This window comes from Mesorhizobium zhangyense (assembly GCF_011045115.1).
Lineage (GTDB): Bacteria > Pseudomonadota > Alphaproteobacteria > Rhizobiales > Rhizobiaceae > Mesorhizobium_M > Mesorhizobium_M zhangyense.
This window is the reverse complement of the sequence record NZ_JAAKZG010000002.1, coordinates 471,734-490,715: the sequence shown is the minus strand read 5'-3', so window position 1 is coordinate 490,715 and position 18,982 is coordinate 471,734. Positions and strand designations below refer to the sequence as shown.

Sequence of the window (18,982 nt, the reverse complement as noted above, 5' to 3'; positions counted from 1 at the left end):
TCGCATCTGGTCCGCTTCGCGGATCGCTTATTGATTGGCTTCGAAACTCGCATCCAGCCTTTAAAGAATGGATAAGGCAGGCACTTTCAGCACGCCACTGATGGCGAATATCGGTACGGCGGCTGCGAAAACCGCTGCCAGTTTGTTGCATAGTAAACAGATGGTTAGGTCGCCAAATGCCTCGAAAACACGACGCCCGGCGCAGGCCGCATCCTTGTCAGTCGGAAATATCGATCAGGAACAGCAGCTTATATGGTTAGCCAAAGGTTACCGCTTTTGCAGAGACGCTATCTGGGAACGCTGGGCATCCAATCGTTTAAAATTTTAGCAAAATTTGCCGAAAATGCCGTCGAGTTCTGCAAGCCGTCCTTTGGGCGGCCATGTCAATCTCCCCTCAACAAAACGAGTCGTGCCGGACAAGACGCATGACCGACGTTAGCAGAGGGCAAGGACATGGGCTTTCTCATAAAGACGGCATTCTGGTTTTCACTGGTTCTTCTGGTGCTCCCGTTCGACTTCGGTGAGACAAAGAGCGATCAGCCGAATGTAAATGCCATTCAGGCGTTCCTCGCCGCCCGGGAAGCGGTCGGCGATGTCAGCGGCATCTGCGAACGCAAACCGGAAGTCTGCGAAGTCGGCAAATCCGCCATGCACACGGTTGGCATAAGGGCTCGCGAAGCGGCCAAAATCGCCTTCGAGATGCTCGACAGCAAATTCGGCGAGCCCGACACCGCGACAAAAACCGGCAGCGTCCCGCCTGCTGCCCCGGAAGCGCCGGCTGCCAATTAAAGATTTTCTCTTTGCCGCCTGCGAGGCGGCCACACCGCAGGCCAGTCTGCCCTCTCGGCGCCTGCGGTGTCTTTCTTTTTCCGTGACGTCGCGCGGCCGCGGCATTATATCGTGCGCATGACCGCAACGATCCAAAGCATCCGTGACGACTTCGCTTTCCTTGACGAATGGGAAGATCGGTATCGCTATGTCATCGAGCTTGGCGAGGCTCTGCCGCCCTATCCGGATTCGGCGCGCGACGACGCCCACAAGGTTCAAGGTTGCGTCAGTCAGGTCTGGCTGCTTACCGATCGTGCCGAAGGTGTCGATCCGGTCATCAATTTCCAGGGCGATTCGGACGCTCATATCGTTCGCGGGCTCGTTGCGATCATGCTCGCGCTTTTTTCCGGCAGGCGCGCCAGTGAGATCATCACGACGGACGCCGAAGCCGTTTTGCGTTCTCTCGGCCTCGACGAACATCTGACGCCGCAGCGGGCAAACGGGCTGCGCTCGATGATCAAGCGCATCAAGCGCGACGCCGAGGCTGCACTGCAGCCGGCCTGAGCTGCCGCCCATCACCTGTCCAGCGCAGGCCGGTAGTCTTCACTGCCCCAATGCAGCATTCTTTTCGTTTGGCTCGGCGTGACTGACTGCGGACGATAATGCCTGCTCAGCACACCGAGCGCGGTCTTAAGCACAATCTTGGCCGACCGCACCGGCCATCCGCGCTCCAGTTCCACTTGCTCCAGGCCTTTCAGAAAGCAACATACGTCGATCAGAACGCCCGAAAGCTCCGGGCCAACGACAACGATTGCCCGATCGACCCGCTGGCGCGCCGCCAGGGCCGAGTCAGTCAGTTCAGCGATCCCATTGCCGCCGCCGCGTTTGCCGGAAGCAACGCTGGCTACCCAGTTTGCGCCCAGCCGCGGCATGATCTGACCGCGCGTGTAATCCGAGCGCAGGCGCTCGCCCGCCTCGAATTCGGCCAGCGACAGGAAGGGCGCGCCATTCCTTGTCTTGCGACGCATCAACTGCCCAAGCGGCGATTCGGAAAGATTGACCGTAGCCAGCGCAGAAACACCGTCGATTTCAATCACCCTCGTTTCAAAATCGCACTGCCGCTGCTGACAGGCGGTTTCGTCGGCCACTACTGCCTGTGTTCCAGCAGGACGCGCCGCGACAAGCCTCACCTTGTCATCGCAGCGGGCAACGACGCCACGGCCGATCAGATCGACAAGAGCCTCCGTGTCCACGGCAATTGTCCCGTGCTCTTCGCTTTCGAGCAGAAGTTTCCCGTCGACCGCCGTCTCCTGAACCATGGCGGGGCCTTTGGACAGAAAGCTCGAGATCCGCCGGCGGGCTTCATTCTCTTCGATCGTGCTTTGCGTCATTTCAAAAGCTCGCTTTGTTGCCGAATGCCGCCAGTGCGACCCGCTCAGTAAGCGCGACCATGCGATCGAAATCGGCATCGTCCCGCAAATCCTCGACCAGATGACAAGCGTACATGACTGTGGTGCGGTCGCGCCCGAAACCTGTCCCGACGTCGCGCATCGTCACGCTCAGCGTGACATGCGTGACATACATCGCGATGTGCCTGACCCGAGAGACGCCGAGGCCACCACGACCAGGATTGCGCAGTTCCTTGCTCGACACGTTGAACAAGGCAGCCGTGATATCCATCATGCCTTCGCACAATTCGATAATGCGTTCTTCCTGCCGCCCACTGTTCGACGCCAGCGAGACGCGTGGGGGCTCCGTCTCTTCCTGGTAATTTCTGGATACTGCCGCCGTGAGATGCACTGAACTTTTCCCTCCGCGTGTAGGAATAAGTTCTTATATCTGCACTCAGCCGGAATGTGAACAAAAGAGGAACATATTTAATGGGCAAAAATACTCATCGCATTGAAATAGCGTTGTTTTTTTCTCATCGGAAAAAATAAAAAGCCGATTTTTATCCCCCTCATTGGGAGGCGGCGGATAGTGCGTTCAACCGGGTAGAAAAAGGAAACCCACTTGAATGAACGACATTCGCGCTGAATCACAGGCGTTCCGTGCCCGCCAGATGGCCGAGACGGAAAACGCCCGGCAACTTGCAGCACTTCACCTGGCCTGCGGCATCGATTTGGCGACGGCGCTAACCGCCGCCCCCGAACCAAGGCTACGGCTGATACTTCGCCTGGAAAGGGCGATCGAACGTGAGCGCCTTAAGGGCATGCGCAGGCATTGGACCTACGACCTGAACCGCCATATCGCGTTGAAACAGGTGCTGGACCGGTTGCGCAATGCCGGGCTCCCGCCCCGAATGGTTGCGTCCCCCGCCCCATGCCGGACGCAGAAACGCAGGCGGCGCCCGAAGGCGCCGCCAAAACTGTATTGATTGCAGTTTATTTACTAGCCGTCTTGCGCTTGCGGCCCAGGCCCATCTTCTTGGCCAGCTGCGAACGAGCTGCCGCATAGTTCGGCGCTACCATCGGATAGGCAGGGTCCAGGCCCCACTTCTCACGATACTGGTCGGGCGACAGGCCGTAATGGGTCATCAGGTGGCGCTTGAGCGACTTGAACTTCTTTCCGTCTTCAAGGCAGACGATGTATTCTTCATGAACCGAGCGCTTCGGGTTCACCGCAGGCTTCTGCTTGTCGGTCTGCGGCTGTTCGACAGCTCCACCGACACGACCGAGAGCTGCATGCACGTCGGCGATAAGATTTGGCAGTTCGCCAACCGGAACGGGATTGTTGCTGACATAAGCAGCAACCACATCGGCTGTCAGCTCAATCAGCATTTCGGAATTCTTGGTAGACGTATCGGTAATGTCCATATTCTTCTGGCCCCAGGGATAAGTTTCAAAAACGCCCCTTTTTTTGATTTCGTGGGGCTTTGCGGAATTTCACGACAGGCAAGACCATAACGACTCGCGTCGATCCTTCTTAATGACCTTCACCGCAAAGTAAGTCAATTAAATATTTTCTCATCTATTGTTTTTGACCTTGGTCAGTCCAGATAATCACACTAAATATCTTTAGGATACTGACATCTCGCGCGCTGAAGTAGGTGAAAGCTCAGCGGCATAGCTAAATGCAGCTTCGGCACTATAATTTTTATTGCGGCTGGATCAATTTCGCGTGATTTTTTTCGTCTTCTGGACGAAACCTTCAATATCATCCCGAACGGACTTGTCCCACATGCGATAACCGGAAGCATGTGCAGCCTTTGCAAGCAGATGCGAAGATATCGGCACAGTTAACAGGAAGAATATCACACCCGCGAGCGCTCTGGTCGATATCGCCAGATCCTGCGATTGAACGGCGAGCGCAATCAACATGACGCACGATCCCAACGTGCCGGCCTTGGAGGCCGCGTGCATCCGCGTATACAGATCCGGCAGCCGAAGCAGGCCGACCGATGCGACCAAGGCGAAAATAGCGCCGATCACGATCAGAATACCTGCAACATAATCAAGCAACGGTTCGATCATCACTTTCCCCTCTTGGCCCGGCTTTTGACGCCCTTCGGGCTATCGAAGTCCTTGGCTTTGCGGCTCAACACAAAGCGCGCGAAGGCAACCGTGGCAAGAAAACCGACAAGTCCGAGCGCGATCGCAATATCGACATGAAAGGCATAGCCGGTCTTGATGCCGAGAACCGCGATGAAGCCGATGGCGATGGCCACCAGCATGTCGAGCGCGAGAATACGATCGGGGAGCGTTGGCCCGCGCAGCACCCGCAAAACGGTCAGCAGAAAGGAAAGGCTGAGCAACGCGAGCGCAGCCGTCACGCAATAAGACAGGAAGTCTTCCCCGGAGATCATCGGAACGCCTCCAGTATCTTGCGCTCAAAACCCGTCTCGATGTCCTTGATCGCCGCTTCCGGGTCCGAGCAGTCGATCGCATGGACGTACAGCAGACGCTTGTCGTCCGACACATCGACCGAGAGCGTCCCGGGCGTGAGCGTGATGAGGTTTGCCAGCAAGGTTATCTCGAAATCGCGGTCCACCTTCAAAGGATAGGCGAATATGCCGGGGCGCAGGTCCATCCTGGGGGAAACGACGAGCCTGGCCACACGCCATGCCGAAAGAATCAGTTCCTTCACGAACAGCAGAGCCAGCGAAAGCACCTTGCCTGGCCGAAAGGCGCTGCGAAACGGCCCCCTTTGTTCACGCACGAGATAGAGCGTCAGGCTTCCGAGAACCAGGCCGAACACGAGGTTTGGAAAGGTGAAGGAGCCGGTGACAGCCGCCCATGCGAGAGCAAGCAGAATTACGCCGAGGTAGATCGTCATCATCCGCCTCCCACCGGAAATACCGCGCTGATATAGCCGGCATTGTGCAGCAGTCCGCTGGCGGCAATGTCGGCTATTTTGATGAATGGTTCAGGATATACGCCCAAAACGACGATCGGCACCATCAAGGCCAGCAAGACGCCGTAGCCAAGAATCGGTGACGCCGTATTGGTTGCCTGCGCCTTTGGAGCGCTTGCTTCCCGATCCCGCCAGAATGCCAGAATGAACACGCGGCCCAACGCGATGGTCGTGAGGAAACCGCTCAGCAGAACCGCGCCGGCAAGCGCCCATTGATTTGCCTCCAGCGAGGCCTTTACGAGCAGAACCTTTGGCCAGAGACCTGAGCCCGGCGGCAAACCCGCAACGGCCAGCGCCAGCACAAGTGCAATCGCAGTCAAAAGCGGCGTGCTTCGATAGAGCCCGGCAAGTTCGCGCAGTGAGAAACTGCCGCCGAGTTCCTTCATCATTCCTGTCAGCAGATAAAGCGCCGTCATGACCAGCATGGAATGCACGGCATAGAGGATCGCGCCGGAGAGGCCCGTCTGCGTGCCGAGCGCCAACCCGGCCAGCATCACACCCACACCGGAAATCACCAGGAACCCGAAGATGCGCCTTGTGTCGGATTGCGCCAGCGCGCCCATGACACCAAGCACCATGGTCAGGATCGCAACCCATCCAATGAGGTCCGCCAGCACACTGCGCTCCACCGGAAAAAGCATCACCAGCGTCCGCAGAAGCGCGTAGACGCCGATCTTGGTGAGCAGACCGCCGAACAGTGCAGCCGTAACGATGCGCGGCGTGTGGTAAGAGGCCGGCAACCAGAAATTCACCGGAAATGCCGCCGCCTTCATGCCGAACGCCAGCAGATAGAGCGAGGCCAGCGTCATCAACGGGGCTGTCCCGCGCAAACCCTCGGCCTTGCGGGCGATGTCGGCCATGTTGAGCGTGCCGAAGGTACCGTAGAGATAGCCGGTGGCGATCAGGAACAGCGTCGTCGCCACAAGGTTGAGGATTGCGTATTTGGTTGCGCCGTCGATCTGCGCCTTTTCGGATCCAAGAATCAGCAGCCCGAATGACGAGATGACGAAGACCTCGAACCAGACATAGAGGTTGAAGATATCGCCAGTCAGGAACGCCCCGCTGACGCCCGCCATCAGCAGCATCAGGAATGGGTAGAAGCCGTAGCGCCGGCCGGAAACATTGATGTCGCGTATGGCGAAGATCGCGCAGATGAAGGCCACGATGCCGGATGTCAGCGCAAATGTCGCGCCCAACGCGTCGGCTGTGAAGGAAATGCCGAAAGGCGGCAGCCAGCTTCCCATCGTCATCGATAGAGGGCCGTTTGCAAGAACGTGCAGCAGCAATGCCACTTCCGTGCCGACCATCGCGCCGAGACCGATCAGCGCGACGATGCCATGCCAGCGCATTTCGTGGCGGAACATCAGCAGCAATGCGCCGAACAGGATCGGAATGACGACAGGCGCGATCACCAGCCAATCGGTGGCCGTCACCGGCGCAGTGATCATCGCAGCCGTCACGTCGACAATTTTTCCGGGCTCAACCGCCATCGCTCAATACCCCAGCGGCGGAAGGCTCTCGCCTTCCGGTTCGGCGACGCGCATGCCGTCCGTGTCGTCCGTGCCGATCTCCTGATAGGCGCGGTAGGCCAACACCAGCAGGAAAGCGAAGAAGGAAAAGGAAATCACGATTGCTGTCAGGATCAATGCCTGTGGCAGCGGATTGGCCACCGGTCCCGGCGGCACGTCGAAGCCATGCGGGATGATCGGCGGCACTTCGCGCACGATGCGGCCGACCGTGAAGATCAGCAGATTGACGGCGTTGCCGAAGATAGCGATGCCGAGAAGGATGCGGATGACATGTTTCGACAGCATCAGATAGATGCCGACGGCAAAGAACAATCCGACCAGTACGGAAAGAACCGTCTCCATCAGCCGTCCTCCCTTTCTTCAAGGGCAAGGGCGATGGATGTGATCGAGCCGACCACCACCAGATAAACGCCGATGTCGAAGAACATCACGGTAGAAAGATCGACGGTGATGCCGAAGAGGCTTGGCGACGTCCAAATCCCGGTTAGGAACGGTACATGGAACACATAGGACAGCAGTCCGGAAAGTGCCGCCAGAAACAGGCCGAAGCCCGAAATTGCCATGGGGTGGAAATACATCGACCGCCTGACCTCCGGCACGCCGAAGGCAATGCCGTAGATTGCAAAGGCCGAAGCGGCGATCAACCCGCCGATGAAGCCGCCACCCGGCTCATTGTGGCCGCGCAGCAGCACGAACACCGAAAACAACAGCATCAGGCTGGTCAGATAGGGCGCGGCGGTGCGGAAGATCAGCGTTCGCATGTCAGCGCCTTCCTTTCCGTTTGGCGGGGACCGTCTGGTCCTTGGTGCGGATACGGATCAGAGCCAGGATCGCCAGTCCGGTGATCATGACCACGGCGATCTCGCCCAGCGTATCCAGTCCGCGGAAATCGACGATGATGACATTCACGACATTGCGGCCATGCGCGATGACCAGCGAATAGTTCTTGAAGAACGTGCTCAGCGTCTCATCGAAGGGAAGCTGCGTGACCTTGAGCAGCAGCATGCCGAATGCCAAGCCGCAGGCGCCGGCAACGGAAACGTCCAGTATCTTCTGGCCCGTCGGCCGATGGTCGGAAACGCTCAGCCGAAGCCGCGTCATGACGAGCGCAAGGATGACCACTGAAAGCGTTTCGACCATGAACTGGGTGAACGACAGGTCGGGTGCGCCCATCAGCATGAACAGAAGTGCGACGGCAAATCCCTGAATGCCGAGCGAGACGATCGCCGTCAGCCGATCCTGCGCATAGACGACAGCACCAAGGCCGATCACGGCGATGGCAACCACGGTCCATTCATAGAACCACAGATCCGGAAACACCGGCACGGAAGGCAATTCGCCGAACAGCACCATCGGCACTAGAAGCGTCAGCGCCACCGCGATAAAGGTCACGGTCATGTAGATGTCGAGCCGACCGTTCTGGACAATTTTCGTCACGCCGAACGACAGCCGCAGCAGTCCACGTATCGCCTGGTCGAAGCCGCGATCCGGCCCCCAGCCGATCGCCTCCAGAACCGAAGCCATGCTTGCACGAAGCCTGTCCAACGCCAGATAGGCGCCGATACCAAGCGCGATGGTCAGCGCGGAGTGGAGCAGTGGCATGCCTATGTGCGGTATGGTCGAAATGTCGATCTGCAGGTCTTGTCCAGCGACTGCGCTAGCCATAGGGCTGGAAAGCAATTGATGCGCGATGGTCGAAAACATCGCCGCAATTAGACCCGACAGCGCCAGAACGACCGGCCCGAGCCACAGCAGGACGGGGCCTTCATGCGCATGCTTCGGCGTCTTGGCAGCTGCACCGATAAACGGCCGCAAGCCGACCGCAAAGGCGATGGCAAACATCAGCGCATTGCCGACGATTGCCACGACGGTAACCAAAGTGGCCCAGCCGCCTCCGACCGCAATCGCGGCATAAATCTCTTCTTTGGCCAGAAAGCCGAAGAACAATGGCAAGCCGCCCATCGAAAGTGCTGCGAGGATGGCGGCCGCGAAGGTAACCGGCATTGCGCCGCGCAAACCGCCCAGCGAGCGAATGTCGCGGGTTCCGCTCTCATGATCGATCAGGCCTGCGACCATGAACAACGCGCCCTTGAACATGGAATGCGCGATCAAATAGAGCACGGCCGCCTCAACGGCCTTTTCCGAACCGAAGCCGGTCAGCATCACAAGCAGGCCGAGCGAAGCGACCGTCGTATAAGCGAGCATCAACTTGAGATCGGTCTGCCTGAGCGCTAGCAGCGTTCCAACCAGCAGCGTCACGCCGCCGAACAGCGGCAGTATCGTCTCCCACGCCACCGTGTCGCCCATCACCGGGTTCATGCGCATGACGAGATAGACGCCGGCCTTCACCATCGTCGCCGAATGCAGGTAGGCCGACACCGGCGTCGGCGCCTCCATGGCGTTGGGCAGCCAGAAATGGAAAGGAAACTGCGCGGATTTGGTGAATGCGCCGCCCAGCAACAGAATAAGTGCCGCCAGATATAGCGGGCTGTTTCGCATGAGATCGCCCGACGCCAGCAGACCCGAAAGGTCGTCCTGGCCGCTCACGGCTCCAATCACCAGCAAGCCGGCCAGCAGCGACAGGCCACCGAGTCCGGTGACCACCAGCGCCTGCAGCGCGGCACGGCGCGAGGCTTCGCGGGCGTGGTCGAAACCGATTAGAAGGAATGACGTGATCGAGGTCAGTTCCCAGAAAACGAAAAGCATCAGGAAGGAATCGGCAACGACCAATCCCTGCATCGCGCCCATGAACATCAATATGAATGAGAAGAACCGGCCCTGATGCGGATGGCCTTTGAGGTAGCCGCCGGAATAGAGAACGATCAGCGTGCCGATGCCCGTGATCAGCAGGGCGAAGGTCAGCGACAACCCGTCGATATACCAGGAGAAACGGACACCCAGGCTGGGGATCCAGTCAAAGCCGCCGGCAATCGCCGCCCCCTCAGAAACCGGCCCCAACATTCCAGCGAAATGCGAGAACATCCAAAGGGGTGCGAGCGCCAGCACCCAGGCCGCGTTGTGCTTCAGCAGGCGGGTCAGCAAGGGTGCAGCCGCAGCGGCCAGAAACGGCAATATCAGGGCAAAAAATGTCAGCGGCCGTTCCCCCGTTCCCATCCCGTTGCCCGGCGCGGGCGACCTCGATATGCCAGTGCAGATTTGTGAGTGACAGTGGAATAAACGGGGGGCAGCGTCCGGGCAAGTCTTTCCCGGCAAAACTCCGCCGTCATCCCCGCGATCATTGTTTGAAGGTAGGCTTCTTCATGTCTACCTATCGCAGGACGCACGTAAATCTAAAAAAGGCCTTTCTTCTGGCTCTTGAACGCAGCCTGTCAGCCGTGTTCAGTCCTACCTGAGAATCCCATCAAAGCGAGACGCAATGACCAACGCCAGCATCTTTCCGAAAATCGAGGCACCGCAGACCGACGAGCGACCGGTGACGGACACGCGCCATGGCGTGACCCGAACCGACGAATTCGCCTGGCTGCGCGCCGACAACTGGCAGGAGGTGTTTCGCGATCCGTCCACCCTCGACCCGGCCATCCGCGATCACCTCAACGCCGAGAACGCCTATCAGTCGGCCTTGATGGAAGACACGGTCGAACTGCAGAAGCGACTGTTCCAGGAGATGAAGGGCCGCATCAAGGAGGACGATTCCTCCGTGCCGATGAAGGACGGGCCGTTCGCCTACGGCTCATCCTTCAAGATCGGCGGCGAGCAGCCGCGCTACTTCCGCACGCCGCGTGACGGCGGCGCCGAGGAGATCATCCTCGACGGTGACGCCGAGGCCGAGGGCAAGCCCTATTTCCGCATCGGCGGCGTCGACCATTCCTCCGATCACAAGCGCCTGCTCTGGGCTTATGACGACAAGGGCTCGGAGTTCTTCACGCTCCACGTCCGTGAATTGTCGGACGGCAAGGACATTTCCGACCAGATCACCGATACCGGCGGCTCAGGTGTGTGGAATGCATCGGACGATGGCTTCTTCTATACGCGCCTTGACCCGAACCACCGGCCGTCAAAGATATTCTTCCACGCGCTGGGCGACGATCCGGCCAATGATCGCCTCGTCTTTGAAGAGACCGATCCCGGCTTCTTCATGAATGTCGGTGGTTCGCGCCGCAACGACTGGATTTTCATCGGCATCAACGACCACGAGACATCGGAATACCGGCTTCTCAGCATGGCCGACCCGCATGCCGAGCCGCAACTGGTGGCGGCGCGCGAAACCGGCCTGCAATATGATCTCGAGGAAGGCGGCGATATCTTCTTCATCCTGACCAATGCCGACGGCGCCAAGGATTTCAAGATCATGACCGCGCCGGTAACCGCCCCCGGCCGCGAAAACTGGAAGGAACTGGTGCCGCACGAGCCCGGCCGGCTGATCCTGTCCGTCCTCGGCTACCAGGATTTCATGGTTCGCCTGGAACGCAAGGAAGGCCTGCCGCGCATCGTCGTGCATGACCGCAAGACCGGCGAGGAACACATGATCTCCTTCGAGGAGGAAGCGTTTTCGCTCGGCCTCGGCGGCTCCTATGAATACGACACCGATGTCATCCGCTTCTCCTATTCGTCGATGACCACACCGACCCAGCTCTTCGACTACAATTTGCGCACACGCGACCGGGTTCTGTTGAAGACGCAGGAAGTTCCCTCCGGCCATAATCCCGAAGACTATGTGACCCGGAGGCTGATGGCACCTGCGCATGACGGCGAGCTGGTGCCGATCTCGCTTATCTATCATCGCGACACACCGCTCGATGGTTCGGCGCCGTGTCTGCTCTACGGCTATGGCTCCTACGGCATCGCCATTCCGGCGTCCTTCAACACCAACTGCCTGTCGCTGGCCGATCGCGGCTTCGTCTATGCTCTCGCCCATATTCGTGGCGGCAAGGACAAGGGCTATGCCTGGTATGACGACGGCAAGCGCGAGAAGAAGACCAACACTTTCCTCGATTTCATCGCCGCCGCGCGCCATCTCGTGTCGGAGCGTTACACCAGCCATGACCGCATCGTCGCGCAGGGTGGTTCCGCTGGCGGCATGCTGATGGGCGCGATCGCCAACATGGCGCCGGAAGCCTTCGGCGGCATCATTGCGGAAGTGCCTTTCGTCGACGTTCTCACCACGATGCTTGACGATACTCTGCCGCTGACCCCGCCTGAATGGCCGGAGTGGGGCAATCCGATCACTTCGGAGGCCGACTACAAGACGATCGCCGCCTATTCGCCCTATGACAATGTCGGCGCGCTCGCCTATCCGCCGATCCTGGCGGTGGCCGGTCTCACCGATCCGCGCGTCACCTATTGGGAGCCGGCGAAATGGGCGGCGCGCCTGCGCAAGCTCAAGAAGGATGCGAATCCGGTCCTGTTCAAGATCAACATGGATGCCGGCCACGCCGGTGCGTCGGGCCGATTCTCTCGACTGGAGGAGATCGCCTACAACTATGCCTTCGCGCTCAAGGTAACCGGCAAGGCAAAAGCCGAACCGGCGTAGGCTTCAAAATCCAGCCGGCGGGCTTATCAGTTCGCCGGTTGCTGGCGCGGCGGATAGCCGTTCGGATGCGGCGGGATGGCTTTCAGATAGGCGGCGATCGCGGCGCGATCTTCCTTCGTCAGCTTCGCCATGTTGCGCTGGACCTCTGCCATAGTGCCGCCGGCAGAATCGAAATCGGGCGTGAAGCCGGTTTCGAGATAGTCGGCGATTTCGCTCTCTGACCAGGTGATGCCGCCCTCGCCCGATGTGAGATTCGGAACGATGCCATTCCCCTCCGCAGCGGTCGCGCCCGCCAGCCATCGGCTCTTCCTCGTCCCGCCGATGAGGTCGCGCGGTGTATGGCACTCGCCGCAGTGTCCCGGCCCCTCGACGAGATAGCGCCCGGCAATCTGCGCCTCCGTCGCGCTATCATTGAGCGCAACCACAGGCTCAGGGCTGACATAGAGCAGCTTCCAAAGGCCCAGCCCGCGACGGATGTTGAAGGGAAAGCTCAGTGAGTGGTCCGCCGCCTTGCCAGCGACCGCCGGCAGCGTCTTCATGAAAGCGTAGAGGTCGGCGACATCCGAACTCTTCATCCGCGCATAGGAAGCATAGGGAAACGCCGGATAGAAATGCTCGCCTGAGGGGGAAACGCCTTTCAGGACGGCATTAGCGAAATCCTCGGCCGACCACGCGCCGATGCCGTCCGTCGGGTCCTGCGAAATGTTGGGGGCGACGAAGGTGCCGAACTGCGTCTTCAGTTCGACGCCGCCGACGAGTTCAAGCTTGGCGTCCCCTTCGGCCTTGGGGCGGGCGTGGCAGGAGGTGCAGCCCCCTGCCCAGAAAATCCGTTCGCCCTTGACCGGGTTGCCCGATTCGACGGCAGCGATTTCTGCCGCGTCGAGCCGCACCGGTTCGGTCAATATCCAGAAAGCAGCCGCCCCGACACCGCAAAGCAGAACGGCTCCGACGGCCAGCTTTCCAGCGATACCCATCCGAAGGCGATTAGCTCTTCTTTATACGGAAGGTTTCGTGGCAGGTGCCGCAATTGGAGGTCACCTTGCCGAATGTGGTCTTGAAGGAATCCATATCGGTCGGTGGCGCAGCGACGGCTGCCGCCGTGTCGGCCTTGAACTTGTCGACCGCAGCCTGAAAACCTGCAGTGTCTTCCCAGATTTTCGGAGAAACCGTCGTCTTCTCGCCCGTTTCGCTTCCTTTCGGGAACATGGCGGCGACGTCGATCTTCTGGGCATCGTCGCTCAGCGTCTTCAGGGCTTCCAGCACAAGTGCTGCATCGAACGGCTTTTCGCCCTTCATGATCGGCGCGATGCTTCCGACAGCCTTGCCGTTTGCCTTCATGAGGGCCTGGCGGTCGGCGATCGGATCGGCAAAGGCTGCCGTAGCTGCGAGCGCGAGCGCCGATACGGCGAGGATAAGCTTCTTCATCAATAGTCCTCCGGGTTGCAAACTGGCTGCCTGGGTTTTTCAACGCGCAAGGTGGACGAAAACATCCCGCCATGCTCTTCACGCTTGCGTGATATTGCCGTGACCGCATGATTGCGATGAAGCCGGCAAACATAAAGAAAAACCCCGGACAAGCCGGGGTTTTTCGGAACTCTAAGAGCGGTCTCTAAGGCTTATGCCTTTTCGTACAGTTCGAGGACGTAGTCCCAGTTGATGAGGCTATCGACGAACGCTTCGAGATACTTCGGCCGAGCGTTGCGATAGTCGATGTAATAGGAATGCTCCCATACGTCGACGCCGAGGATCGGCGATGCGCCGTGCACCAACGGGTTTTCGCCGTTCGGTGTCTTCGAGATGGCGAGCTTGCCGTCCTTGACGGAGAGCCAGGCCCAGCCGGAGCCGAACTGCGTCGTGCCGGCAGCGATGAAATCAGCCTTGAACTTGTCGTAGCCGCCGAGGTCGCTGTCGACTGCCTTCTGCAGCGCGCCGGGCAGCTTGTTGCCGCCGCCGCCCTTCTTCATCCACTTCCAGAAATGGACGTGATTGTAGTGCTGGGCTGCGTTGTTGAAGAGGCCGGCATTCTTGCCGAACGACTGCTTGACGACTTCCTCCACCGACAGGTTTTCCATGCCGGCTTCGGCGGCAAGCTTGTTGCCGTTGTCGACATAGGCCTTGTGATGTTTGTCGTGATGATATTCCAACGTCTCCTTGGACATGAAGGGCTGGAGAGCCTCGTAGTCGTAGGGCAATGCGGGCAATTCAAAAGCCATGGTCGTACTCCTTCGTTGGCAATTTCCGGCGATCTCTTACCGGACAGACATATGGTGGAATTGTTTTCGAACAACCCCTGAACTGGTGTGCGGTTCCTTCTAGATCATCGCGTTCGAAAGTGGCAGCCTGTTTTCTTCATGAAACCCGTTTCAGCCGGAAAAATATGCTCACTTGGCGGGCGTCGAATGCGCCCACTCCCAGTAAAGCTCGCGCGCCTTCTTCGCCACCGGTCCCGGCTGAAGATTACGATCCTCGATCCGGGTGACGGGCACGACCTTGGAGTGGTTTCCGGTTGAAAATATCTCGTCGGCCTGGAGGAAATCGCGCACCGACAAAGCCTTTTCGGTGGTGCGGAAGCCATATTCGGCCAGCAGCGAAATCGTGCGGGCGCGCGTGATGCCGGACAGGAATGTTCCGTTGGCCGCCGGCGTGAAGACGTGCCCGTCCTTGACCATGAAGATGTTCGACGAACCGGTCTCGGCGACATTGCCGAGCATGTCGAGCACGAGCGTATTGTCGAAACCGCGCATCTTGGCCTCGAGGATCGCGCGGCCGTTGTTGGGGTAGAGGCAGCCCGCCTTTGCGTTGGTCGGCATCGTCTCGATCGTCGGCCGGCGGAAGGGCGATACGGTGAGCGAAAATCCTTCCGGGGGGATCATCGGCGATTCGTAGAGGCAGAGGCAGAAGCGGGTCGAAGCGGGATCGGCCGGCACCCCCATATAGCCGCCATGCTCGGCCCAATACATCGGACGGATATAAACGGCGGTCTTGCCGTCGAATTTCTTCAGGCCGTCCAGCGTCAGGCCGACGATCTCGTCCTGGCTTTTCGACGGCTTCAGCCCCAGCGAGATCGCGGAAGAATTGACCCGTTGCGAATGCAGGTCGAGATCGGGCGAAACGCCTTCAAACCAGCGCCCGCCGTCGAAAACACTGCTTCCAAGCCACATCGCATGGCTGCGGGGCCCGAGAATCGCAACGTTGCCCTCATGCCAGTCGCCATCGACATAGGTCCAGGTCTTGCTCTGCGCGGCAGCTGAAAGTGACATGAATTATCCGCCTTCTTGAAAAGTGTGCGGCATGGAAGACGCTTTGCTCGTCTCCGTCAACCGCCGCACTGGGGGAAATGTTGATGCCAGCCGACCCGCACCGTAAGGTGACTCGCTGCGTTGTCGCGGCATTGGAGAATGAGAGTATCGATGCGCCACCACGCCTACGTCTTCGACGCCTACGGCACTCTGTTCGACGTGCACGCCGCGGTACGCCGTCATGCCGACAAGATCGGCCCTGATGGACAGCAACTGTCGGAGATATGGCGCGCCAAGCAGCTCGAATATTCGTGGACCCGCACGCTCATGGGATCCTATGCCGATTTCTGGCAGCTGACCGAACAGTCACTCGATTTTGCCTTTCTCAAGGTGCCCTCTGCTGACAAGAAACTCAGGCAGGATCTTCTCGACGCCTATTGGCGGCTCGATTGCTATCCGGAGGTTCCAGTCGTCCTGAAGGCTTTGAAAGCCGACGGTGCGCGGCTTGCCATCCTGTCTAACGGCTCTCCCGCCATGCTGGAAGCGGCGGTGAAATCGGCAGCGCTCGATCAGGTGCTGGACGACATCTTCTCCGTCGACATCGTTCGCCGCTTCAAGACCGACCCTTCGGTCTACGATCTCGTCACCACAGGCTGGCGTCTTTATCCGGATGCCGTTTCCTTCCAGTCATCAAACCGCTGGGATATCGCAGGTGCAGCCAAATTCGGTTTTCGCACCGTATGGATCAACCGAACCAACCAGCCCGACGAATATCGCGATCTTGCCCCAGGCCTTATCCTGCCCTCGCTCAAAGGGCTGCTGACCGGAGACTGACGGCCCCGCCGTGGCCGATATGCCACAAGGCGCGCCCGTCACATCTTCGCCCTTTTTTCTTCACCGTCAGGCCAGAATCGAAACCGCTTATCGCGCTCGAACTTTGGGAGATGGAAAGCGTTCCGCTCGCGGAGCGTTCACGGAATTTTGCGACGCTGTTAACTATCCTTTTCAGCGCCGGGATTTAAAAGGGCATCATGACTGACACACTCTCCTCCATTCGCTTAAATCGCCGCGGCTTTCTTGGGGCAGCGGCTGTAAGTGCCGCCTCATTGGCCGTTTCCGCATGCAGCACCGTCTCGCGCGGCGCTTATGTCGACGGCCCGCCGCCAGAGGCTCCGCAGCTCAGCGTCGATTCGTCTTTCGGCGACTACGCGATGATGTACGGTCCCGTCACTGACGAAGGTTACGAAGTCCCCGGTATCCCGCTCAAGAAGATGAACAAGCGTTTCCTGCGGCAGGTCGTGCAGGACCCGACGGGCGAGCGCCCGGGCACAATCGTCGTCGATACGTCGAATCACTTCCTCTATCTGGTCCGCGAAGGCGGCGAAGCCATGCGCTACGGCGTCGGCCTTGGCCGCGCCGGTTTCGAATGGTCCGGCCGCGCCGTCATCCAGTGGAAGCGCAAGTGGCCGACATGGACGCCGCCAGACGAGATGATCGGACGGCAGCCGGAACTCGCCAAGTACAGCGCTGCCAATGGCGGCATGCAGCCCGGCCTGATGAACCCGCTCGGCGCCCGCGCGCTCTATATCTTCCAGAACAATCAGGACACGCTCTATCGCCTGCACGGCTCGCCGGAATGGAGCTCGATCGGCAAGTCGGTTTCGTCCGGCTGCGTACGCCTGATGAACCAGGATATCATCGATCTCTATGATCGCGTCCCGAACAAGACCCCGATCCTGGTTACCGGCGGTCTCGGCGGCGTCGCCTGACAGCTCTGAACCGAGCACTCACTTCAAAGGACCGGCCTTGGCCGGTCCTTTGTTTTTGGATCACCGCTTCAAGCTTCCGAGAATGCCGCGCACCAGCGCCCGGCCTAGCGAGGAGCCGACCGACCGCACCACCGACTTGATTGCCGCTTCCGCGACCGTCTGCCGTCCGGAAGCCCGTGGTTGCCCCGTGCGGCGTCCAGTGGTTTGCTGCGAGCTACCGCCGCCAAAATCCGGCAATGTCCAGCCGCCGCCGCTCGCCTGCGTTTCGCCCTGAGGCTCAGTCTGTGCCTGCTTGGCTCGAGCGAGCAACATTTCGTAGGCGGACTCGCGATCGATCATCTGGTCGTACTGACCTGTCACCGGGCTGGCATTGATCACCTTGCGCCGTTCTTCCGGCGTCAGCGGCCCGATGCGCGAAGACGGCGGGCGAATCAAGGTTCGCTGGACCATCGAGGGAACGCCCTTGTCCTCAAGCGTCGAAACCAGCGCCTCGCCGGTGCTGAGATTGGTTATCGCTTCGAACGTCTTGAAATCCGGGTTGGGCCGGAACGTATCGGCCGCGACCTTCACAGCGTTCGTTTCGCGCGGCGTATAGGCGCGCAACGCGTGCTGGAGGCGATTGCCGAGCTGCGCAAGAACCGTTTCCGGCACGTCCAGCGGGTTCTGCGTGACGAAATACACGCCGACGCCCTTGGAACGGATGAGCCGAACGACCTGCTCGACACGGTCCAGCAACGCCTTGGGCGCTTCATTGAACAGCAAGTGCGCTTCATCGAAGAAGAAAACGAGACGCGGCTTTTCCGGATCGCCCACTTCCGGCAGTTCCTCGAAGAGTTCGGAAAGCAGCCAGAGCAGGAAGGTGGAATAGAGCCGCGGGTTCGTCATCAGCTTGTCAGCCGCGAGCACATTCACAGCGCCACGCCCATCGGCGGTCGTGCGCATGATGTCGGGGATCCTCAGCGCCGGCTCGCCGAAGAAATTCTTGCCGCCCTGCTGTTCGAGAACGAGCAGCGAGCGCTGGATCGCGCCGACCGAGGTCTTGTTGACGTTGCCATAGCGCGCCGAAAGCTCTTCCGAGCGTGTGGCCATATTGGCCAGCATCGACTGCAGGTCCTTCATGTCGAGGAGGAGAAGCCCCTCCTCGTCGGCGATCTTGAAGGCGATGTTGAGAACGCCTTCCTGCGCGTTGGTAAGGTTCATCAGCCGCGACAGCAGCAGCGGTCCCATTTCGGTGACGGTCGCCCGGATCGGATGGCCCTGTTCACCGAACAGATCCCAGAAAATCACCGGTGTTTCGCGGAACTCATAAGGATCGAGTTTGATCGCTTCGGCGCGCTTGAGCAGAAAATCCTTCGGCTCGCCGACCGCCGCAATGCCCGACAGATCGCCCTTGACGTCGGCGCAGAAGACAGGAACGCCGGCGTTGGAAAAGCCTTCGGCGAGAATCTGCAGCGTCACCGTCTTGCCCGTACCCGTGGCGCCCGTGATCAGGCCGTGCCGGTTTCCGTATCTCAGGAGCAGACTTTCGGGCCTTTGATAGCTGTCATCAGGCTTGCGGCTGGCCCCGATGAAAATGCTGTCTTCCTGCGCCATATTTTCCAGCTCTCCAAAAACCAAGTCGACCGCCTAGCCCGAAAACGCCAGGAACTCCGACAAAGGTATAGTGGCGTGGTTGCAGCGTCACAATGGCAATCGCGCAAATTGACGGATTGAGGGTTGCAGTCGGCGTTATGGTTTGGCAATCGGAAAAGCCGTTGTGCGTGTGCTTGCATTGCGACACAACGCCGGTGGCCATAATATTCGGGCTCTGCTCGGATAAGGTCGGGAGAACAG

21 protein-coding genes are annotated in these 18,982 nt (G+C 59.5%); 6 read left to right on the top strand and 15 right to left on the bottom strand.

The features are described 5' to 3' along the window. Window positions 1–453 precede the first annotated feature (453 nt). Both G6N74_RS05900 and G6N74_RS05895 read left to right on the top strand, forming a co-directional pair. Entirely contained in the window at window positions 454–789 is a 336-nt protein-coding gene (locus G6N74_RS05900; RefSeq protein WP_165115307.1) for a DUF5330 domain-containing protein, read from the top strand. A 117-nt stretch (window positions 790–906) separates the two neighbouring features. Beyond that, complete coding sequence (locus G6N74_RS05895; protein ID WP_165115698.1) at window positions 907–1,332, top strand: SufE family protein; 426 nt, start codon at window positions 907–909, stop codon at window positions 1,330–1,332. Window positions 1,333–1,343: 11 nt separating this feature from the next. On the opposite strand, the gene G6N74_RS05890 is transcribed toward G6N74_RS05895, so the two are convergent. Both G6N74_RS05890 and G6N74_RS05885 read right to left on the bottom strand, forming a co-directional pair. Next, entirely contained in the window at window positions 1,344–2,237 is an 894-nt protein-coding gene (locus tag G6N74_RS05890) for a DUF6456 domain-containing protein (protein WP_246245654.1), read from the bottom strand. Then, a complete protein-coding gene (locus G6N74_RS05885; RefSeq protein ID WP_312857836.1) occupies window positions 2,161–2,568 on the bottom strand; it encodes a helix-turn-helix domain-containing protein in 408 nt (135 codons plus the stop codon). Before G6N74_RS05885 ends, G6N74_RS05890 begins: the two co-directional genes overlap by 77 nt. Window positions 2,569–2,785: 217 nt before the next feature. On the opposite strand from G6N74_RS05885, the gene G6N74_RS05880 reads away from it, so the two are divergent. Next, window positions 2,786–3,145 carry a cytoplasmic protein gene (locus G6N74_RS05880; protein ID WP_246245653.1) on the top strand — a complete coding sequence of 120 codons (360 nt, stop codon included), beginning with the start codon at window positions 2,786–2,788 and terminating at the stop codon, window positions 3,143–3,145. Between the two features lie 7 nt (window positions 3,146–3,152). Here G6N74_RS05880 and G6N74_RS05875 read toward each other — a convergent pair whose 3' ends face one another. The 8 genes from G6N74_RS05875 to G6N74_RS05840 form a co-directional block, all read right to left on the bottom strand. Beyond that, the gene (locus G6N74_RS05875; RefSeq protein ID WP_091913869.1) at window positions 3,153–3,584 is read right to left on the bottom strand and encodes a Ros/MucR family transcriptional regulator; all 432 of its coding nucleotides are present in this window, start codon (window positions 3,582–3,584) and stop codon (window positions 3,153–3,155) included. A 294-nt stretch (window positions 3,585–3,878) separates the two neighbouring features. Next, window positions 3,879–4,241: a monovalent cation/H(+) antiporter subunit G gene (mnhG, locus tag G6N74_RS05870; RefSeq protein WP_165115305.1), complete on the bottom strand. Its 363-nt coding sequence runs from the start codon at window positions 4,239–4,241 to the stop codon at window positions 3,879–3,881. Continuing rightward, window positions 4,241–4,573, bottom strand: coding sequence for a cation:proton antiporter (locus G6N74_RS05865; RefSeq protein ID WP_165115303.1), 333 nt, complete (start codon window positions 4,571–4,573; stop codon window positions 4,241–4,243). The genes mnhG and G6N74_RS05865 overlap by 1 nt, the downstream gene beginning before the upstream one ends. After that, on the bottom strand, window positions 4,570–5,043 hold the full coding sequence (locus G6N74_RS05860; RefSeq protein WP_165115301.1) for a Na+/H+ antiporter subunit E: 474 nt from the start codon (window positions 5,041–5,043) through the stop codon (window positions 4,570–4,572). The genes G6N74_RS05865 and G6N74_RS05860 overlap by 4 nt, the downstream gene beginning before the upstream one ends. After that, window positions 5,043–6,611, bottom strand: a complete 1,569-nt coding sequence (locus G6N74_RS05855; protein ID WP_165115299.1) for a Na+/H+ antiporter subunit D — start codon at window positions 6,609–6,611, stop codon at window positions 5,043–5,045. Before G6N74_RS05855 ends, G6N74_RS05860 begins: the two co-directional genes overlap by 1 nt. 3 nt (window positions 6,612–6,614) lie before the next feature. Further along, complete coding sequence (locus tag G6N74_RS05850; RefSeq protein ID WP_165115297.1) at window positions 6,615–6,992, bottom strand: Na+/H+ antiporter subunit C; 378 nt, start codon at window positions 6,990–6,992, stop codon at window positions 6,615–6,617. Continuing rightward, window positions 6,992–7,411: a Na+/H+ antiporter subunit B gene (locus G6N74_RS05845; RefSeq protein ID WP_165115295.1), complete on the bottom strand. Its 420-nt coding sequence runs from the start codon at window positions 7,409–7,411 to the stop codon at window positions 6,992–6,994. Before G6N74_RS05845 ends, G6N74_RS05850 begins: the two co-directional genes overlap by 1 nt. Before the next feature lies 1 nt (window position 7,412). Continuing rightward, entirely contained in the window at window positions 7,413–9,764 is a 2,352-nt protein-coding gene (locus G6N74_RS05840; RefSeq protein WP_165115293.1) for a putative monovalent cation/H+ antiporter subunit A, read from the bottom strand. A gap of 262 nt (window positions 9,765–10,026) precedes the next feature. Here G6N74_RS05840 and G6N74_RS05835 point away from each other — a divergent pair, with 262 nt between their 5' ends. After that, window positions 10,027–12,141, top strand: coding sequence for a S9 family peptidase (locus G6N74_RS05835; RefSeq protein WP_165115291.1), 2,115 nt, complete (start codon window positions 10,027–10,029; stop codon window positions 12,139–12,141). Window positions 12,142–12,167: 26 nt separating this feature from the next. On the opposite strand, the gene G6N74_RS05830 is transcribed toward G6N74_RS05835, so the two are convergent. The 4 genes from G6N74_RS05830 to G6N74_RS05815 form a co-directional block, all read right to left on the bottom strand. Next, the gene (locus tag G6N74_RS05830; protein ID WP_165115289.1) at window positions 12,168–13,115 is read right to left on the bottom strand and encodes a c-type cytochrome; all 948 of its coding nucleotides are present in this window, start codon (window positions 13,113–13,115) and stop codon (window positions 12,168–12,170) included. Window positions 13,116–13,125: 10 nt separating this feature from the next. After that, window positions 13,126–13,566, bottom strand: coding sequence for a c-type cytochrome (locus G6N74_RS05825; RefSeq protein ID WP_165115287.1), 441 nt, complete (start codon window positions 13,564–13,566; stop codon window positions 13,126–13,128). A 191-nt stretch (window positions 13,567–13,757) separates the two neighbouring features. Further along, the gene (locus tag G6N74_RS05820; RefSeq protein ID WP_165115285.1) at window positions 13,758–14,354 is read right to left on the bottom strand and encodes a superoxide dismutase; all 597 of its coding nucleotides are present in this window, start codon (window positions 14,352–14,354) and stop codon (window positions 13,758–13,760) included. 168 nt (window positions 14,355–14,522) lie between these two features. Further along, window positions 14,523–15,401 (bottom strand): branched-chain amino acid aminotransferase, encoded by an 879-nt coding sequence (locus G6N74_RS05815; protein ID WP_165115283.1) that lies wholly within the window; start codon window positions 15,399–15,401, stop codon window positions 14,523–14,525. A gap of 150 nt (window positions 15,402–15,551) precedes the next feature. On the opposite strand from G6N74_RS05815, the gene G6N74_RS05810 reads away from it, so the two are divergent. Together G6N74_RS05810 and G6N74_RS05805 are read left to right on the top strand one after the other, a co-directional pair. Continuing rightward, a complete protein-coding gene (locus G6N74_RS05810; protein ID WP_165115281.1) occupies window positions 15,552–16,214 on the top strand; it encodes a haloacid dehalogenase type II in 663 nt (220 codons plus the stop codon). Between the two features lie 197 nt (window positions 16,215–16,411). After that, complete coding sequence (locus G6N74_RS05805; RefSeq protein WP_205826540.1) at window positions 16,412–17,149, top strand: L,D-transpeptidase; 738 nt, start codon at window positions 16,412–16,414, stop codon at window positions 17,147–17,149. Between the two features lie 60 nt (window positions 17,150–17,209). On the opposite strand, the gene G6N74_RS05800 is transcribed toward G6N74_RS05805, so the two are convergent. Further along, on the bottom strand, window positions 17,210–18,742 hold the full coding sequence (locus G6N74_RS05800) for a helicase HerA-like C-terminal domain-containing protein (protein WP_165115279.1): 1,533 nt from the start codon (window positions 18,740–18,742) through the stop codon (window positions 17,210–17,212). Between the last annotated feature and the right edge of the window lie 240 nt (window positions 18,743–18,982).

Bases quoted from the DNA above. Each gene is read 5' to 3' on its own strand.
- G6N74_RS05835 (WP_165115291.1), top strand. From the start codon at position 10,027: ATGACCAACGCCAGCATCTTTCCGAAAATCGAGGCACCGCAGACCGAC.
- G6N74_RS05865 (WP_165115303.1), bottom strand. From the start codon at position 4,573: ATGATCTCCGGGGAAGACTTCCTGTCTTATTGCGTGACGGCTGCGCTC.
- G6N74_RS05880 (WP_246245653.1), top strand. From the start codon at position 2,786: ATGAACGACATTCGCGCTGAATCACAGGCGTTCCGTGCCCGCCAGATG.
- G6N74_RS05855 (WP_165115299.1), bottom strand. From the start codon at position 6,611: ATGGCGGTTGAGCCCGGAAAAATTGTCGACGTGACGGCTGCGATGATC.
- G6N74_RS05875 (WP_091913869.1), bottom strand. From the start codon at position 3,584: ATGGACATTACCGATACGTCTACCAAGAATTCCGAAATGCTGATTGAG.
- mnhG (WP_165115305.1), bottom strand. From the start codon at position 4,241: ATGATCGAACCGTTGCTTGATTATGTTGCAGGTATTCTGATCGTGATC.
- G6N74_RS05805 (WP_205826540.1), top strand. From the start codon at position 16,412: ATGACTGACACACTCTCCTCCATTCGCTTAAATCGCCGCGGCTTTCTT.
- G6N74_RS05810 (WP_165115281.1), top strand. From the start codon at position 15,552: ATGCGCCACCACGCCTACGTCTTCGACGCCTACGGCACTCTGTTCGAC.
- G6N74_RS05820 (WP_165115285.1), bottom strand. From the start codon at position 14,354: ATGGCTTTTGAATTGCCCGCATTGCCCTACGACTACGAGGCTCTCCAG.
- G6N74_RS05815 (WP_165115283.1), bottom strand. From the start codon at position 15,401: ATGTCACTTTCAGCTGCCGCGCAGAGCAAGACCTGGACCTATGTCGAT.
- G6N74_RS05900 (WP_165115307.1), top strand. From the start codon at position 454: ATGGGCTTTCTCATAAAGACGGCATTCTGGTTTTCACTGGTTCTTCTG.
- G6N74_RS05825 (WP_165115287.1), bottom strand. From the start codon at position 13,566: ATGAAGAAGCTTATCCTCGCCGTATCGGCGCTCGCGCTCGCAGCTACG.
- G6N74_RS05895 (WP_165115698.1), top strand. From the start codon at position 907: ATGACCGCAACGATCCAAAGCATCCGTGACGACTTCGCTTTCCTTGAC.
- G6N74_RS05830 (WP_165115289.1), bottom strand. From the start codon at position 13,115: ATGGGTATCGCTGGAAAGCTGGCCGTCGGAGCCGTTCTGCTTTGCGGT.
- G6N74_RS05845 (WP_165115295.1), bottom strand. From the start codon at position 7,411: ATGCGAACGCTGATCTTCCGCACCGCCGCGCCCTATCTGACCAGCCTG.
- G6N74_RS05850 (WP_165115297.1), bottom strand. From the start codon at position 6,992: ATGGAGACGGTTCTTTCCGTACTGGTCGGATTGTTCTTTGCCGTCGGC.
- G6N74_RS05860 (WP_165115301.1), bottom strand. From the start codon at position 5,043: ATGACGATCTACCTCGGCGTAATTCTGCTTGCTCTCGCATGGGCGGCT.
- G6N74_RS05840 (WP_165115293.1), bottom strand. From the start codon at position 9,764: ATGGGAACGGGGGAACGGCCGCTGACATTTTTTGCCCTGATATTGCCG.
- G6N74_RS05800 (WP_165115279.1), bottom strand. From the start codon at position 18,742: ATGGCGCAGGAAGACAGCATTTTCATCGGGGCCAGCCGCAAGCCTGAT.
- G6N74_RS05890 (WP_246245654.1), bottom strand. From the start codon at position 2,237: ATGCCGATTTCGATCGCATGGTCGCGCTTACTGAGCGGGTCGCACTGG.